Here is a 13,933-nt window from a genome sequence, read left to right as displayed (position 1 = left end):
GAAAGGCACAACATGGCAAAGCAGTCCATCTTCGGGCGCATCTCGACGCTCGTGAAGGCGAACATCAACGCGATCCTCGACCAGGCCGAGGACCCGGAGAAGATGCTCGACCAGCTGGTGCGCGACTACACCAACAACATCGCGGACGCCGAGGCGGCCATCGCCGAGACCATCGGCAACCTGCGGCTGCTGGAGCGCGACCACGCCGAGGACAAGCAGGCCGCGGTCGAGTGGGGCAACAAGGCGCTCGCCGCCAGCCGCAAGGCCGACGAGCTGCGCGCGGCGGGCGACCCGGTCGACGCCGACAAGTTCGACGCGCTGGCGAAGGTCGCGCTGCAGCGCCAGATCTCGGCCGAGAACGACATCAAGGCCACGGCGCCGCAGCTCGAGGCGCAGAGCGAGGTCGTCGAGAAGCTCAAGGCCGGCCTCAACGGCATGAAGGTCAAGCTCGAGCAGCTGCGCAGCAAGCGCAGCGAGCTGCTCGCGCGTCAGAAGACCGCCGAGGCGCAGACCAAGGTCGTGGACGCCGTCAAGTCGATCGACGTGCTCGATCCCACGAGCGAGCTCGGTCGCTTCGAGGAGAAGGTGCGCCGCGTCGAGGCGCAGGCCCAGGGCAAGGCGGAGCTCGCGGCGTCGAGCCTCGACGCGCAGTTCGAGAGCCTAGAGGACCTCGGCGAGCTGACCGAGGTCGAGGCGCGCCTCGCGCAGCTGAAGTCGGGCGGTCAGCCGCAGGGCCAGCTCGGCTCCTGACGCTCGGTCACGACCGCGGGGCTGCACTCGATCGGGTGCAGCTCCGCGGTCGCTCGATCGCATGTGGGCCGCCCACGCCGACACAACGCAGGACTTCCCACGGATCCCGGGCGTGCCGCCCGCTTCGCGCCCCGCGACACGCCATCGACACGGCAGAGGTCCTGCGTTGTGTCGGTACGGGGATCCGTGCGCGAGGGCGCGATCCGGGGCAGGATGACTGCATGGCCCGGTTCCTCGTCGTCCCTCAGTGGCAGGGCTCACCCTCGTCGCGCGCGATGGCCCACATCGACGGCGCGGAGGCGATCGCGGGCGACCTGCCGCGCGCCGCGTGCACGTTCGTCGACGTGCCGCTCGAGGCGGGAGACACGCTCGAGACCGGCGTGCTGCGCGCGAGCGCGCTGCTGCGCACCGCCGACGGCGTGCGCGCCGCGCTCGAGGACCTGCCGGCACCCGTGATCGTGGTCGGCGGCGACTGCGGCGTCTCGGTCGCGGCGATCGGGCACGTCGCCGCCCAGACCGACGAGCCGCTCGCGCTCGTGTGGTTCGACGCCCACGGCGACCTGCACGCGCCCGGTTCGTCGCCGAGCGGCGCCTACGCCGGCATGGCGCTGCGCGCGGTGCTCGGTGAGGGGGCGCCGGGGCTCGTCCTGCCGCCCGGTCTCGTCCCGCCCGAGCGGGTCGTGCTGGCCGGCGTCCGGATGCTCGACCCCGAGGAGGACGAGCTGCTCGCGGAGTCCGGGATGGCCTCGCTCGCGCCCGCCGACCTGGAGCGCGCGGACGCGCTCGCCGACGCGGTCGCGGCCACCGGCGCGCGCCGCGTGTACGTCCACGTGGACCTCGACGTGCTCGACCCCGCGCACATCGCGGGCGTCTCCTCCCCCGAGCCCTTCGGCGTCGCCCCGGCCGCGCTGGTCGCCGCGATCGGCGCCCTGCGGGCGCGCGTCGAGCTCGCGGGAGCCACGGTCGCCGGCTTCACGCCCGCGACGCCCTCCGCCGCCGTCGAGGACATGGGCGCGATCCTGCGCATCATCGGGGCGCTGGCGTGAGCTGGCCGCACGCCGAGCTCGACGCCCTGCCCCGCGCGATCCGGACGGGCGCCGAGCGCGCGCTCCGCCGCGGCGAGCGCGTCGACGGGCTGCTGCCGCGCATCCTGCTGGACTCCCCCGTGAGCCTGGTCGGCTACGCATGGGGCACGGCGATCGGATGGGTCTGGGGCACCCTGTGGAGCACGGGCCCGGTCGAGCGCCGCGAGGGCCTGTGGGTCTTCCGGGGCCTGCCGAAGTGGGCGTTCCCGCGCGGGGGCGTGTGCGTGGGCGGCTGCTTCCTGACCGGGGACGGGCCCGTCACGGCCGAGCTGCTGCGGCACGAGGCGGTGCACCGCGACCAGTGGCGCCGCTACGGGTTCCTGATGCCGCTGCTCTACCTGCTCGCGGGGCGCGATCCGCTGCGCAACCGCTTCGAGATCGCGGCCGGCCTGCGCGCGGGCGGCTACGTGCGCACGCGGCGCGGACCCGGGGTCAGCCGCGGCTGAACAGGCGGAAGCGCTCGGGCGCGTGGATGCGCTCGGGCGCGACGTCGAGACGTTCGGTGAGGTGGTCGACGATGTCGGCGGTGCCGAGGTAGCCGCCGAGCAGGTCGACGCGCGTCTCGTCGTGCTCGTCGCACATCATCTCGTCGGCCCACGCCGTGACGGCGCGCGCGAGCGCGGTGCCCGGCGTGCACGAGCGGCCGGATCCCGGGGCGCCCGTGCGGGCGGAGCGATCGAGCCAGGTCACGACCATGCGCGGCGGCGCCGAGATGGGCGCGATCCAGCCGGCGTCCGGCACCTCGATGAACACGCGGCCCGTGGCGCAGATCGGCAGGGTCGCGAGCAGCGCCTCGAGCTCGGCGAACGACTGCTCGTCCGCGGTCACGAGGTGCTGCACCCGCGTGTGGCGCGAGGCGCGGCAGGCGGAGGGGTTGTGCTCGACGGCGGTCATGATGCCTCCATCATACGCCCCAACTCAGGGTTGCCTTACCTCACCCGCCACTGACCGGGGCGAGCGCGCGGCTCACTCCTCGATCAGCACGCGGCGCAGGTCGGCGAGCTCGTCGTCGCGCAGGCCGTGCGCGTGCAGGAACCCCGCCGCGGAGCCGTGCTGCGCGCGGATCTCGTCGAGGATGGTCCGCATCACGTGCGCGGGCGACCGGCTCGCGAGCTCCTCGAGGTTCCGGGCGTGCGGATACACGGCGCGCATCCGCGCCAGCGCCTGCTCGTTGCGCCACGCGGGGAGCATCCCCTCGGTCCGGGCGTAGTCCGCGATCACGGCGTCCTCGTCCACACCCACCGCGGCGAGCGCGAGCGCGACCGTCACGCCCGTGCGGTCCTTGCCGACCGTGCAGTGCACGAGCACGGGCTGCGCACCCAGGATGCCGCGCACGGCCGTGACCAGCCGGTCGCCCGCGCGCTCGAGGAGCGCGCGGTACATCTCGATGAGCGTCATGTCGTCGAGGAAGAAGGACGCGAGCGACCCGAGGAACAGGGGCACCCGCAGCGTCTCGACGTCCCCGACGCGGCTCGGCGCGTGCTCGACCTCGTCGTCGTCGCGCAGGTCGACGATCCGGCGCACGCCCAGTGCGCGGAACGCCGCGCCGCCGAGCTCGTCGACCGCGGCCAGGTTGCCCGAGCGATACAGCACCCCCGACCGCGTCCGACCCTCGCCGGCGGGCAGCCCTCCGACGTCGCGGAAGTTGACCGAGCCCGGGACGAGGCTCTCTCCCGCGGTCACGCTCCGGCCGGGGCGCCGGCGGGGTCGCGCCGGGGAACCGGGTAGCGTCCGGCGATCACCACGCGGTTGAACGAGTTGATCGAGACGCACAGCCAGCTGACGCCGAGGTACTCCTTCTCGGTGAGCACGGCGCCCACGCGCTCGTAGACGTCCTCGGGGATGCCGCCGCGATGGATGAACGTGTACGCCTCGGCGAGCTCGAGCGCCGCGCGCTCGCGATCGGAGAAGACGCCGGACTCGCGCCAGACGGGAAGCTGGGCGAGGTCGTCGAACGTGACCCCGGCGGCCAGCGCGCGGTCGGAGTGGATGCGCGTGCAGTACGCGCAGCCGTTGAGCTGCGAGCAGTGCATCAGCACGAGCTCCTTGAGGCGGTCGTCGATGCCGTTCTCCCGCGCGATGCGGCCGACCTCGCGCGAGAACGCGTCGAGCGCCTTGTAGGCGGTCGGCTCGGACTTCGACAGATGCACCCGCGGCTGGTCCATGCTGACACTTTACCGAGGCGATCAGAGCGCCCGCCCGGAAGGCACGAAATCAGAGTGCACAATGGATGAACGTATGACTTCGGGTTAAGCGCACCACAATGGGACCAAGACCGTGCACCTTGCTCCGCGAGCATCCCGAGGCCTCGCGGGAGCGGCAGAATGGACGCGTCCCGCCCGCCACCGGGCACCATCCTCGCAGGAAGCAGCCGGATCCGTGACAGAGAACCCGACCGCCGCGCGCACGCGCGACGAGTTCGCGTACCTGCCCGGCCAGGCCGAGCGCCGGGGCCGCGAGGCGCCCTCCGCCGAGCGCCTCGCCCTCGACCTGCCCGACGGTCGCGCGCTCAGCGCCCTGCGCCTCGGCACCGGCCTCCCCCAGGTCGTCCTGCTGCACGGCGCGGGACTGAACGCGCACACGTGGGACACCACGGCACTGGCCCTCGGCGCGCCCGTGCTCGCGATCGACCTGCCGGGTCACGGCGACTCGACCTGGCGCGACGACGCCGACTACCGGCCGCGCACGCTCGCGCCCGACGTCATCCTGGGCATCGAGGAGTGGGCCGCGGCCCCCGTGGTGCTCGTCGGCCACTCGCTCGGCGGCATCACGGCCGCCGCGGTCGCCGCGCAGCGCCCGGATCTGGTGGCCTCGCTCGTGCTCGTCGACATCACGCCGGGCGCGAGCGGGGGCGGCGGATCGGCCGAGCTGCGCCGGTTCTACGAGCGCACGGACTTCGACTCACGCGAGGCCGCGGTCGAGCACGCCATGGGCTTCGGGCTCGGCGGCTCGCTCGAGGACGCGCGCCGTGGCGTCTTCCACAACACGCGCGTGCGCGACGACGGTCGCGTCGAGTGGAAGCACCACTTCGCCCGCATCGCCCAGCAGGCGCTCGCCGCGCCGGCCGACGCCGCGACCCCGGCGCTGGTCGACGAGTCCGGATGGGACGACCTCGCCGCCGTCCGCGCTCCCCTCCTGCTGATCCGCGGCGAGCGCGGCTACGTCGACACCGCAGCGGCCGACGACTTCGCCCGACGCCTGCACGATGCCGAGGTGGTCGCGCTCGCGGCCCCGCACAACGTCCAGGAGGCGGCACCCGTCGAGCTCGCCGAGCTCATCGCCTCCCGGATCCACCCGAACGGGACGCGGCCCTGAGGGCCGGCCCCAGCCGGCGCCCGCCGCGCCGATCCGAAAGGACACCCATGCACAGCTTCTCCTCGCGCCCCGCGCTTCTGCGCCGCTCCGCCGTGGCGGGCCTCGGCATCGCCGCGCTCGCGCTGGCCGGGTGCACCGGCTCGCCTCAGCCGGGCCCGACAGGCGAGCCCGACCCCGACGCGACTCTGCGGCTGGGCCTGGTGCTGGAGCCCGACAACCTCGACATCCGTCACACGTCGGGCGCCGCGCTCGAGCAGATCCTGATCGACAACGTGTACGAGGGTCTCGTGACCCGCACCGAGGAGAACGAGATCGTGCCGTCGCTCGCGAGCGAGTACGAGGTGTCGGAGGACGGCCTCACCTACACGTTCACGCTCAACGAGGGCGTGACCTTCCACGGCGGGGGTGAGCTCACGGCGTCGGACGTCGTGGAGACCTACAACCAGGTCCGCAACGACGAGACGCTGATCGGACACGACCAGCTCGCGCACGTCGTGGCCGTGGACGCGCCCGACGACCGCACGGTCGTCCTGACGCTCGACCAGCCCGACCAGAACCTGCTTTTCGCCCTGACGGGCCGCGCGGGCCTGGTGTTCGACGAGGGCGACGAGACCGACCTGAAGACCGCCGCGAACGGCACCGGGCCGTTCACCCTCGCCGACTGGAGCCAGGGCGACGGCATCACCTTCACGCGCAACGACGAGTACTGGGGCGAGGCCGCCGGCGTCGCCGCGGTCGAGGTCAGCTACATCCCCGACTTCACGGCCGGCGTCAACGCCGCCCTCGACGGCAGCCTCGACGTCCTGACGGCCGTGCAGGCCGACCTGGCGCCGCAGCTGGACGGGCAGAACGGCTTCACCCTGACGCGGGGCGCGACCACCGACAAGGCGACGCTCGCGTTCAACAACCAGGCCGCACCGCTCGACGACGTGCGCGTGCGCGAGGCGCTGCGCCTGGCGATCGACCACGAGGCGCTGGTCGAGGCCGTGGGCGCCGCGACCACGCAGTACGGCCCGATCCCGGCGCTCGACCCCGGCTACGAGGACCTGTCGGATGTCGCCCCGTTCGACCCCGAGCGCGCCAAGGAGCTGCTCGCGGAGGCCGGTCAGGAGGACCTGGAGCTCGAGCTCACGATCCCGTCGTTCTACGGCACGACCGTGTCGACGTTCCTGGTGTCGGCGTTCAACGACATCGGCGTCGAGCTCAAGGTCGACCCGGTCGAGTTCCCGACGTGGCTGCAGGACGTGTACACGAACAAGGACTACCAGCTGAGCTTCGTGCTGCACGTGGAGCCCCGCGACTTCGGCAACTTCGCGAACCCCGACTACTACTTCGGCTACGACAACGCCGAGGTGCAGGAGCTGTACGCCGAGGCGACGAGCACGGTCGACCCCGACGAGTCGGCCGAACTGCTCGCCCAGGCGGCGCGCATCGTGTCGGAGGACCACGCGGCCGACTGGCTGTACACGGGGGAGACCATCACGGCGGTCGGTCCGGGCGTCCAGGGCTTCCCCGTGCACTCGATCAACTCGCGCATCGACCTGTCCGCTGTCACGCTCGCGACCGAGTGACGCGAGCGCCGGAGCGCCGGTGATCCGATACCTGCTGACGAGACTGACCCTGCTGGCGGTCGGCCTGCTCGTCGCGAGCGCGCTCATCTTCACGGTGCTGCGCGTGCTGCCGGGCGACGTGGCGCAGCTGATCGCCGGCACGCAGGGATCGGCCGCGCAGGTCGCCGAGATCCGGCGGCAGCTGGGGCTCGACCGGCCTCTGTGGGAGCAGTACGCCGACTGGATCGGCGGCGTGCTGCACGGCGACCTCGGCGTCTCGATGCTGACGGGGTCCCCCGTCGCGGACGAGCTGTGGGAGAAGGCGCAGGTGACGCTGCCCCTCGGCATCCTGTCCATGCTCATCGCGCTGCTCATCTCGGTGCCGTTCGGCGTCCTGTCGGCCGTGCGGCGGGGACGCGCGGACGGCACCGCGATCAGCGTGGTGTCGCAGGGCCTCGCGGCCGTTCCGGTCGTGTGGGCGGGCATGATGCTGGTCGTGCTGTTCGCGGTGGTGCTGGGCTGGCTGCCCGCGCAGGGGTTCCCGCGGTCCGGATGGGCCGCCCCGGGCCTTGCCCTGCGGTCGCTCATGCTGCCCGCGCTCACCATCGGCGTCGTCGAGGGGGCCATGCTGCTGCGCTTCGTGCGCAGCGCCACGCTTCAGGCGGTCGGCCAGGACTTCGTGCGCACGGGCGCCGCCAAGGGCCTCACGCGCACGCAGGCGCTCATCCGTCACGGGCTGCCGTCGGTCGGCCTGTCGATCGTGACCGTGCTCGGTCTGCAGGTGGCCGGCATCGTGGTCGGCGCCGTCGTGATCGAGCTGGTGTTCAACCTGCCGGGCATCGGCCGGATGCTCGCGACCGACGTGGGCTCGCGCGATCTGGTGATGGTGCAGGGCGAGCTGCTGGTGCTGACGGGCTTCGTGCTGCTGATCGGGTTCGTCGTCGACCTCGTGCACCACGCGATCGACCCGCGCCAGAGGGAGGCGGGATGAGCCGGATGGGTCTGCCGTCGCGACTGTGGCGCCTGTCGACCGGCCGCTTCGGCCTGATCGTCGCCGGCGTCGTCGTCCTCACCGCGCTGGTGTCGCTCGTGTGGACGCCGTTCGACCCCCGCACGGTCGACATCTCCCACCGCTGGGGGCTGCCCGGCTGGCCGCACGTGCTCGGCACCGACGGCACGGGGCGCGACATCCTGAGCCTCGTGATGGCGGGCGCCCGCACCACCGTGCTGGTCGCGATCGGCGCGGGCCTGGTGTCGACCGCGGTGGGCGTGCTGCTCGCCTCGATCGGCGCGCTCACGCCCCGCTGGACGCGCGAGGCCGTCGCTGTGCTGATCGACATCCTGATCGCGTTCCCCGTGCTGCTGATCGCGATGATGATCTCGTCGGTCTGGGGCGGCTCGCTCTGGGTCGTGGTCTGGTCGGTGGGGATCGGCTTCGGCGTGAGCATCGCGCGCGTCACGCGCCCCGAGCTGCGCCGCGTCAGCCGCAGCGACTACGTGCTCGCAGGGCGGGCGTCGGGCCTCACCGCGCTGCAGAACCTGCGCCGCCACCTGCTGCCCAACGTCGCCCCCGTGTTCATCGTGCAGCTGTCGTGGTCGATGGCCGTCGCCGTGCTCGCGGAGGCGGGCCTGTCGTACCTGGGCTTCGGCGCCTCGGTCACGGAGCCGTCGTGGGGGCTGCTGCTCGCCGACCTGCAGCAGTACCTGCAGGTGCATCCGCTGTCGGTCGTGTGGCCGGGCCTCGCGATCACCCTCACGGTGCTGGCGCTCAACCTGCTGGGCGACGCGCTGCGCGAGGCGACCGACCCGACCCTGCGCGGCCGGCACGTGCCCGGCCCGAAGGCCATTCCGCACACCGCTCCGGGGGTGGTCGCATGAGTCTCGAGGTGCGCGACCTGGCGATCGAGATCGGCGGCCGGGCGGTCGTCGACGGCATCTCGTTCGCGGTGCCCGACGGCGCGCGCGTGGGCCTGATCGGCGAGTCCGGCTCGGGCAAGTCGCTCACGGCCCTCGCGATCCTGGGGCTCCTGCCCGATGGCGCGACCGCGCGCGGCAGCATCCGCTGGAACGGACGCGAGCTCATCGGGCTCCCGGACCGGGAGCTCGCGAAGCTGCGCGGCGACGAGATCGGCATCGTGTTCCAGGAGCCGCAGACCGCGCTCAACCCCATCCGCACCGTCGGCCGTCAGATCGCCGAGTCCGTGCGCATCCACCGCGACGTCACGCGCGCCGAGGCCCGGCGCATCGCGGTGGACGAGGCGCGACGTGTCCTGCTGCCCGCCCCCGACGCCATCGTCCGCCGCTACCCGCACCAGCTCTCGGGCGGTCAGCGCCAGCGCGTCGCGATCGCCATGGCGCTCGCGTGCGGGCCGCGGCTGCTGATCGCCGACGAGCCCACCACGGCGCTCGACGTGACGATCCAGGCCGAGATCCTGCAGCTGCTGCTGGGGCTGGTCGCGGACTCCGGCATGTCGCTGGTGTTCATCACGCACGACCTCGCCGTGCTCTCGCAGGTCGCGACCCACGGGGTCGTGCTGGAGCACGGCCGCGTCGTCGAGCACGGCGCGGTGTCGCAGCTGCTGAGCGCGCCCGCGCATCCGGTCACGCGGGGCCTGCTGCGCGATGCGACCGCGACCCTCTTCCGCGGGGAGGCATCGTGACGCAGCCGGTCATCCGCGCGCGCGGCCTCAGCCGCCGATACACGCTGCCCCGCGAGACGCTGTTCTCGGCGCGGCGCGAGAACGTCGCGCTGGCCCCGACCGACCTCGACGTCGCGCGCGGCTCGTCGCTGGGCGTGATCGGCGAGTCCGGCTCGGGCAAGTCCACGCTGATCCGGCTGCTGCTCGGGCTCGACCGGCCCACGACCGGCACGGTCGAGGTCGACGGGCGCCCGGTCGACGCCGCCGCGTCCGCACGGTCGCTGCACTGGCTGCGGCGGCAGACCGGCATCGTGTTCCAGGACCCGTACGCGTCGCTCGATCCCCGGATGACCGTCGAGCGGATCGTCGCCGAGCCGCTGTGGGCGCTCGGCGTCGGCGGCGACCACCGCGGGCGCGTCCGCGAGGTGCTGGCGGATGTGGGCCTCGAGCCCGACATGGCCTCGCGCTACCCGCACGAGTTCTCGGGCGGGCAGCGCCAGCGCATCGCGCTCGCCCGCGCGATCGCGCACCGGCCGGCCGTGCTGGTGGGCGACGAGCCGCTGTCCGCGCTCGACGTCACGGTCCGCGCGCAGATCCTCGAGCTGCTCGCCCGGCTGCGGCGGCGCGACGGGCTCACGCTCCTGCTGGTGTCGCACGACGTCGGCGTGGTGCAGAGCCTGTGCGACACGGTCGCCGTCATGAAGGACGGCGCGATCGTCGAGCACGGCGCGACCGCCGACGTGCTGCTGCGCCCGCAGCACGCGTACACGCGGCGCCTGCTGGCATCCATCCCCGTCATCGGCTGACACGGCGCCTCCGGACCTTCACGGCGCGTCCACCTCGACGCCACGGACGCGCCATCGGGCCGGCGGCCGCGTGGCAGGATCGAGGCGTGAGCACCGCCTGGTCCGACCGCCTCGGCATCCGTCATCCGCTCGTGTGCGCCCCGATGGGCGGCGTCGCCGGCGGACGGCTCGCGACGGCCGTGTCGCGGGCGGGAGCGCTCGGCATGATCGGGATGGGCAGCGCCGGCTCGCCCGAAGCCCTCGCGCGCGAGCTGGCCCTAGTGCCCGACGGGGTGCGCGTCGGGATCGGGCTCGTGGACTGGGTCATGCGCTCCCGCCCCGAACTGCTCGACGCGGCGCTCGCGGCGCGGCCCGTGCTGCTGTCGGTGAGCTTCGGCGACGACTTCGACTGGGTCGCGCGGGCACACGACGTCGGCGTCGCCACCGTGACCCAGGTGCCGGATGTGGCGGGGGCCGAGCGCGCGGCCGCCGCCGGAGTGGACCTGATCGTCGCGCGCGGGCTGGAGGGCGGCGGCCACGGCCGACCGCTCTCGGGGCTCGCCGACCTGCTGTCCCGCGTGCTCGCGGCCGTCGAAGTGCCCGTGCTCGCGGCCGGCGCGATCGCCACGGCCGACGACGTGCGGCGCGTGAGGGACACGGGCGCGGCCGGCGTGTGGGTCGGCACGGCGTTCGCCGCGTGCCCGGAGTCGCTGCTCGACGACGCCGACCGGACGGCGATGCTGCGCGGAACCGACACGGTCCTCACGTCGGAGTTCGACCGGCGCTCGGGCTACGCGTGGCCCGAGGACGTGCCCGAGCGAGTGCTCGCGGGCGAGCCGCGCTCGATCGACGCCGGGCTCGGAGTGCGCGCGCTGACCGCGGCCCGGCCGGCCGGCGACGTCGTGGAGTCGCTCGCGGCGGGGCTCTACGCCTGAGGCGTCGACTCCTCCGCCTTGTCTCCCCCGCTTCGCTTGTCGCTGCTCGCCGGCGCAGCGGCGCCCAGTATCCGCTTCAGCACGCCCGGCTTCTTCTTGGGGTGCAGCTGCTTCTGCAGGTAGACGGTGCCGAGCCAGCGGTCGAACTTGTAGCCGACCTTGCCCATCCGGCCGACCTCGACGAAGCCGAGCTTCTCGTGCAGCGCGATGGAGCCCTCGGCGCCCTTGTCGCTGATCACGGCGACGAGCTGGCGCAGGCCGATCTCCTCGCACGCCTCGATCAGGGCCTCCAGGAGCGCGCGGCCGAGGCCCTTGCCGGTGGCGGCCTGCCCGAGGTAGATCGAGTTCTCGACCGTGTAGCGGAACGCCGACTTGCCCGCCCACGGCGAGACGAGCGCGTAGCCCAGCACCTGCCCGGTCGGCGACACTGCGACGAGGAACGGCAGGCCCAGCTTCTGCAGGTGCTCGAACTTCTCGCGCCACTTCTTGATCGACCAGGCCTTCTCGTCGAAGGTGACGACCGAGTTGCGGACGTAGTAGTTGTAGATCTCGCGGATGTCCGGGATGTCCGCGAGGGTCGCCGGGCGGATCTCGTACGAGAAGGGCCGCTCCGGCTCGGGCTTGCGGCGCAGGTGTCGGGGCAGCACGCGGCGCTTCTGGTACTCCTCCTCCAGCATGCGCACAAGCCTAGATGGTGCGCACCGGCCGCTAGGCGGGGATCCGCCAGTCGACGGGCCTGCCGCCCTGCGCCTCGAGGAGCGCGTTCACGCGCGAGAACGGACGCGAGCCGAAGAACCCCCGGCTCGCCGACAGCGGCGACGGATGCGCGGACTCGACCCACGGCACGCCGGGACGGCCGTCCGTCGAGGCCAGCAGCGGCTTGAGCCCCGCCGCGTCCCTTCCCCACAGGATGGCCACGAGCGGACCGCCGCGGTCGACGAGCACGTGGATGGCGTGCTCGGTCACGCGCTCCCACCCCCAGCCGCGGTGCGACGCGGCCTCGCCCGGGCGAACCGTGAGCACGCGGTTCAGCAGCATCACGCCCTGGTCGCTCCAGGCCGACAGGTCGCCGTGCGGCGCGGGCGGGATGCCCAGGTCGTCGTTCAGCTCACGGTAGATGTTCTGCAGGCTGCGAGGCAGCGGGCGCACGTGCCTCTCGACCGCGAACGACAGGCCGATCGGATGCCCGGGGGTCGGGTACGGATCCTGTCCGACGATCAGCACGCGCACGTCGGCGAGCGGGCGCTGGAACGCGCGCAGCACCTTGTCGCCCGCGGGCAGGTACCCACGCCCCTCCGCGACCTCGCCGCGCAGCCGCTCGCCGAGCGCCGCGATGTCGCCCGCGACCGGCGCGAGCGCCTCGGCCCAGCCGCGGTCCATGAGCCCCGCGTCGGCCAGCTCCGGCAGCGTCATCGGCATGACGGCCCCGACCATGCTCAGGCCGACGCCTCGAGCCCGGCGTCCTCCTCGCGCACGGTGCCCTTCGCCGACCACGGGAAGTCGATCCACAGGTCCGTGGCCTTCCACGCGTAGTCGGGCGTGATGATGGTCGACGGCTTGGTGTAGATCGTCACCGAGCGGACATCCGCGCCCTGCGCCTTGAGCAGCTCGACGGCGAGCGCGAGCGTGCGGCCCGAGTCGGCCACGTCGTCCACCAGCAGCACCCGGCGGCCGTCGAGGTAGGCCATGTCGAGCTCGGGCGGCAGCACCTCGGGGGCGTCCAGCACCGTGCCGATGCCCGTGTAGAACTCGACGTTCAGCGCGCCGCAGTTCTTGGCGCCCAGGCCGTAGGCGATGGCGCCCGCGGGCAGCAGGCCGCCGCGCGCGATCGCGACGACCACCTCGGGCTCGAAGCCGTCGTCGAGGACGCGCCGCGCCAGGTCGCGCGTCGCCTCGCCGAAGCCGTCCCAGGTGAGCCGCTCGCGGATGTCGGTGTCTCCCACGCGGGGTCCTTTCGTGTTTTTCGGATGTCTCACTTCGGCGCGGAATCCGACCCGGATTCCGCGCCGAAGTGAGACACGGGAAGGGGGATGGATCAGTCGCGCGGCTTCAGCGGGCCGCGCGCGAGCAGGTGCTGCGCCGACTGCGCGACGGGGCGCATCGTGACCAGGTCGAGGTTGACGTGGCCCGGCGCGTTCAGCGCGTACGCGATCACGTCGGCGACGTCCTCGGCCATGAGCGGCGCCTCGACGCCCTCGTAGACGCCGGCCGCCGCGTCCTGGCTGCCCAGCCGGTTGAGGCTGAACTCCTCGGTGTGCACCATGCCGGGCGCGATCTCCATCACGCGGATCGGCTCGCCGTTCAGCTCGAGCCGGAGCGCGTTCACGAGCATGGCCTCGCCCGCCTTGGCCGCGTTGTAGCCCGCGCCGCCCGGGTACGCGGTCTGCGCGGCGGTCGAGGTGACGAATAGGGTGTCCGCGTGCCCGGATCCGGCGCGCACGGCGGCGCGCAGCTGCGGCAGCAGCGCCTTCACGAGCCTCTGCGCCGAGAGCACGTTGACCTCGTACATCCAGGTCCAGTCGCCGGGGTCGCCGTCCTCGACGCGGTCCGCGCCGCGCGCCCCGCCCGCCACGTGCACGAGAGCGTGGACCCCGCCGGTCGCGCGCAGGTGCGCCGCGAGCGCGTCGACGTCGGCCTGCGAGGTGAGGTCGGCCGCGAACACGCCGGCCCCCGTCTCGGCTGCGAGGGCCTCGAGCCGGTCCGCGCGCCGGGCGACGCCGACGACGTCCCATCCGGATGCGCGCAGGGCGCGCGCCGTCGCCTGCCCGATCCCGGAGCTCGCGCCCGTCACGACCGCCCGCCGACCCGCGCCTGCCCCGCTGTTCGCCATGACATCAACCGTACCGGCCGGAGAATGTGACGCCGCGTTTCCCG

Annotated in this window: 17 protein-coding genes; 10 read left to right on the top strand and 7 right to left on the bottom strand. The window is 73.3% G+C overall.

Going from position 1 to position 13,933, the window contains the following annotated elements:
* Positions 1 to 12: 12 nt before the first annotated feature.
* The 3 genes from ASD19_RS11910 to ASD19_RS11900 all read left to right on the top strand — a co-directional run bounded on the left by ASD19_RS11910 (position 13) and on the right by ASD19_RS11900 (position 2,281).
* A complete protein-coding gene (locus ASD19_RS11910; protein WP_055993038.1) occupies positions 13 to 750 on the top strand; it encodes a PspA/IM30 family protein in 738 nt (245 codons plus the stop codon).
* 221 nt (positions 751 to 971) lie between these two features.
* Positions 972 to 1,796 carry an arginase family protein gene (locus tag ASD19_RS11905; protein ID WP_055993035.1) on the top strand — a complete coding sequence of 275 codons (825 nt, stop codon included), beginning with the start codon at positions 972 to 974 and terminating at the stop codon, positions 1,794 to 1,796.
* The gene (locus ASD19_RS11900) at positions 1,793 to 2,281 is read left to right on the top strand and encodes a Fe-S oxidoreductase (RefSeq protein ID WP_235563046.1); all 489 of its coding nucleotides are present in this window, start codon (positions 1,793 to 1,795) and stop codon (positions 2,279 to 2,281) included. Before ASD19_RS11905 ends, ASD19_RS11900 begins: the two co-directional genes overlap by 4 nt.
* Here ASD19_RS11900 and ASD19_RS11895 read toward each other — a convergent pair.
* From ASD19_RS11895 to ASD19_RS11885, 3 genes are all read right to left on the bottom strand, one after another.
* Positions 2,268 to 2,729 carry an SIP domain-containing protein gene (locus tag ASD19_RS11895; protein WP_055993033.1) on the bottom strand — a complete coding sequence of 154 codons (462 nt, stop codon included), beginning with the start codon at positions 2,727 to 2,729 and terminating at the stop codon, positions 2,268 to 2,270. The genes ASD19_RS11900 and ASD19_RS11895 overlap by 14 nt on opposite strands.
* Before the next feature lie 72 nt (positions 2,730 to 2,801).
* Complete coding sequence (locus tag ASD19_RS11890) at positions 2,802 to 3,518, bottom strand: tyrosine-protein phosphatase (RefSeq protein ID WP_055993031.1); 717 nt, start codon at positions 3,516 to 3,518, stop codon at positions 2,802 to 2,804.
* Complete coding sequence (locus ASD19_RS11885) at positions 3,515 to 4,000, bottom strand: carboxymuconolactone decarboxylase family protein (RefSeq protein ID WP_055993029.1); 486 nt, start codon at positions 3,998 to 4,000, stop codon at positions 3,515 to 3,517. The genes ASD19_RS11890 and ASD19_RS11885 overlap by 4 nt, the downstream gene beginning before the upstream one ends.
* 214 nt (positions 4,001 to 4,214) lie before the next feature.
* Between ASD19_RS11885 and ASD19_RS11880 the strand changes: the two genes are divergently transcribed.
* The 7 genes from ASD19_RS11880 to ASD19_RS11850 all read left to right on the top strand — a co-directional run bounded on the left by ASD19_RS11880 (position 4,215) and on the right by ASD19_RS11850 (position 11,059).
* On the top strand, positions 4,215 to 5,150 hold the full coding sequence (locus ASD19_RS11880) for an alpha/beta fold hydrolase (protein ID WP_055993027.1): 936 nt from the start codon (positions 4,215 to 4,217) through the stop codon (positions 5,148 to 5,150).
* A 47-nt stretch (positions 5,151 to 5,197) separates the two neighbouring features.
* Positions 5,198 to 6,721: an ABC transporter substrate-binding protein gene (locus ASD19_RS11875; RefSeq protein WP_055993025.1), complete on the top strand. Its 1,524-nt coding sequence runs from the start codon at positions 5,198 to 5,200 to the stop codon at positions 6,719 to 6,721.
* Between the two features lie 19 nt (positions 6,722 to 6,740).
* The gene (locus tag ASD19_RS11870; protein WP_055993023.1) at positions 6,741 to 7,691 is read left to right on the top strand and encodes an ABC transporter permease; all 951 of its coding nucleotides are present in this window, start codon (positions 6,741 to 6,743) and stop codon (positions 7,689 to 7,691) included.
* A gap of 5 nt (positions 7,692 to 7,696) precedes the next feature.
* Positions 7,697 to 8,578 (top strand): ABC transporter permease, encoded by an 882-nt coding sequence (locus ASD19_RS11865; RefSeq protein WP_442922545.1) that lies wholly within the window; start codon positions 7,697 to 7,699, stop codon positions 8,576 to 8,578.
* Positions 8,575 to 9,360 carry an ABC transporter ATP-binding protein gene (locus ASD19_RS11860; protein WP_055993019.1) on the top strand — a complete coding sequence of 262 codons (786 nt, stop codon included), beginning with the start codon at positions 8,575 to 8,577 and terminating at the stop codon, positions 9,358 to 9,360. The genes ASD19_RS11865 and ASD19_RS11860 overlap by 4 nt, the downstream gene beginning before the upstream one ends.
* Positions 9,354 to 10,145 carry an ABC transporter ATP-binding protein gene (locus tag ASD19_RS11855; RefSeq protein ID WP_442922544.1) on the top strand — a complete coding sequence of 264 codons (792 nt, stop codon included), beginning with the start codon at positions 9,354 to 9,356 and terminating at the stop codon, positions 10,143 to 10,145. Before ASD19_RS11860 ends, ASD19_RS11855 begins: the two co-directional genes overlap by 7 nt.
* 86 nt (positions 10,146 to 10,231) lie before the next feature.
* Positions 10,232 to 11,059 (top strand): NAD(P)H-dependent flavin oxidoreductase, encoded by an 828-nt coding sequence (locus tag ASD19_RS11850; protein WP_055993018.1) that lies wholly within the window; start codon positions 10,232 to 10,234, stop codon positions 11,057 to 11,059.
* Here the strand turns inward: ASD19_RS11850 and ASD19_RS11845 are convergent.
* From ASD19_RS11845 to ASD19_RS11830, 4 genes are all read right to left on the bottom strand, one after another.
* Positions 11,050 to 11,736, bottom strand: coding sequence for a GNAT family N-acetyltransferase (locus ASD19_RS11845; protein WP_055993015.1), 687 nt, complete (start codon positions 11,734 to 11,736; stop codon positions 11,050 to 11,052). The two genes, ASD19_RS11850 and ASD19_RS11845, sit on opposite strands and share 10 nt — an antisense overlap.
* 31 nt (positions 11,737 to 11,767) lie before the next feature.
* Complete coding sequence (locus ASD19_RS11840) at positions 11,768 to 12,478, bottom strand: uracil-DNA glycosylase (RefSeq protein ID WP_055993394.1); 711 nt, start codon at positions 12,476 to 12,478, stop codon at positions 11,768 to 11,770.
* Positions 12,479 to 12,495: 17 nt separating this feature from the next.
* Positions 12,496 to 13,002 (bottom strand): phosphoribosyltransferase, encoded by a 507-nt coding sequence (locus tag ASD19_RS11835; protein ID WP_055993013.1) that lies wholly within the window; start codon positions 13,000 to 13,002, stop codon positions 12,496 to 12,498.
* A 92-nt stretch (positions 13,003 to 13,094) separates the two neighbouring features.
* Positions 13,095 to 13,889, bottom strand: coding sequence for an SDR family oxidoreductase (locus ASD19_RS11830; protein ID WP_055993011.1), 795 nt, complete (start codon positions 13,887 to 13,889; stop codon positions 13,095 to 13,097).
* Between the last annotated feature and the right edge of the window lie 44 nt (positions 13,890 to 13,933).

The organism is Microbacterium sp. Root53, from assembly GCF_001426925.1.
Taxonomy (GTDB): domain Bacteria; phylum Actinomycetota; class Actinomycetes; order Actinomycetales; family Microbacteriaceae; genus Microbacterium.
The sequence above is the reverse complement of the archived record's forward strand: the minus strand, read 5'-3'. Positions and strand labels throughout refer to the sequence as shown.

Coding starts and splice junctions, on each gene's coding strand:
- ASD19_RS11895 (WP_055993033.1), bottom strand. CDS start 2,729: ATGACCGCCGTCGAGCACAACCCCTCCGCCTGCCGCGCCTCGCGCCAC.
- ASD19_RS11845 (WP_055993015.1), bottom strand. CDS start 11,736: ATGCTGGAGGAGGAGTACCAGAAGCGCCGCGTGCTGCCCCGACACCTG.
- ASD19_RS11905 (WP_055993035.1), top strand. CDS start 972: ATGGCCCGGTTCCTCGTCGTCCCTCAGTGGCAGGGCTCACCCTCGTCG.
- ASD19_RS11885 (WP_055993029.1), bottom strand. CDS start 4,000: ATGGACCAGCCGCGGGTGCATCTGTCGAAGTCCGAGCCGACCGCCTAC.
- ASD19_RS11865 (WP_442922545.1), top strand. CDS start 7,697: ATGGGTCTGCCGTCGCGACTGTGGCGCCTGTCGACCGGCCGCTTCGGC.
- ASD19_RS11875 (WP_055993025.1), top strand. CDS start 5,198: ATGCACAGCTTCTCCTCGCGCCCCGCGCTTCTGCGCCGCTCCGCCGTG.
- ASD19_RS11860 (WP_055993019.1), top strand. CDS start 8,575: ATGAGTCTCGAGGTGCGCGACCTGGCGATCGAGATCGGCGGCCGGGCG.
- ASD19_RS11910 (WP_055993038.1), top strand. CDS start 13: ATGGCAAAGCAGTCCATCTTCGGGCGCATCTCGACGCTCGTGAAGGCG.
- ASD19_RS11830 (WP_055993011.1), bottom strand. CDS start 13,889: ATGGCGAACAGCGGGGCAGGCGCGGGTCGGCGGGCGGTCGTGACGGGC.
- ASD19_RS11840 (WP_055993394.1), bottom strand. CDS start 12,478: ATGCCGATGACGCTGCCGGAGCTGGCCGACGCGGGGCTCATGGACCGC.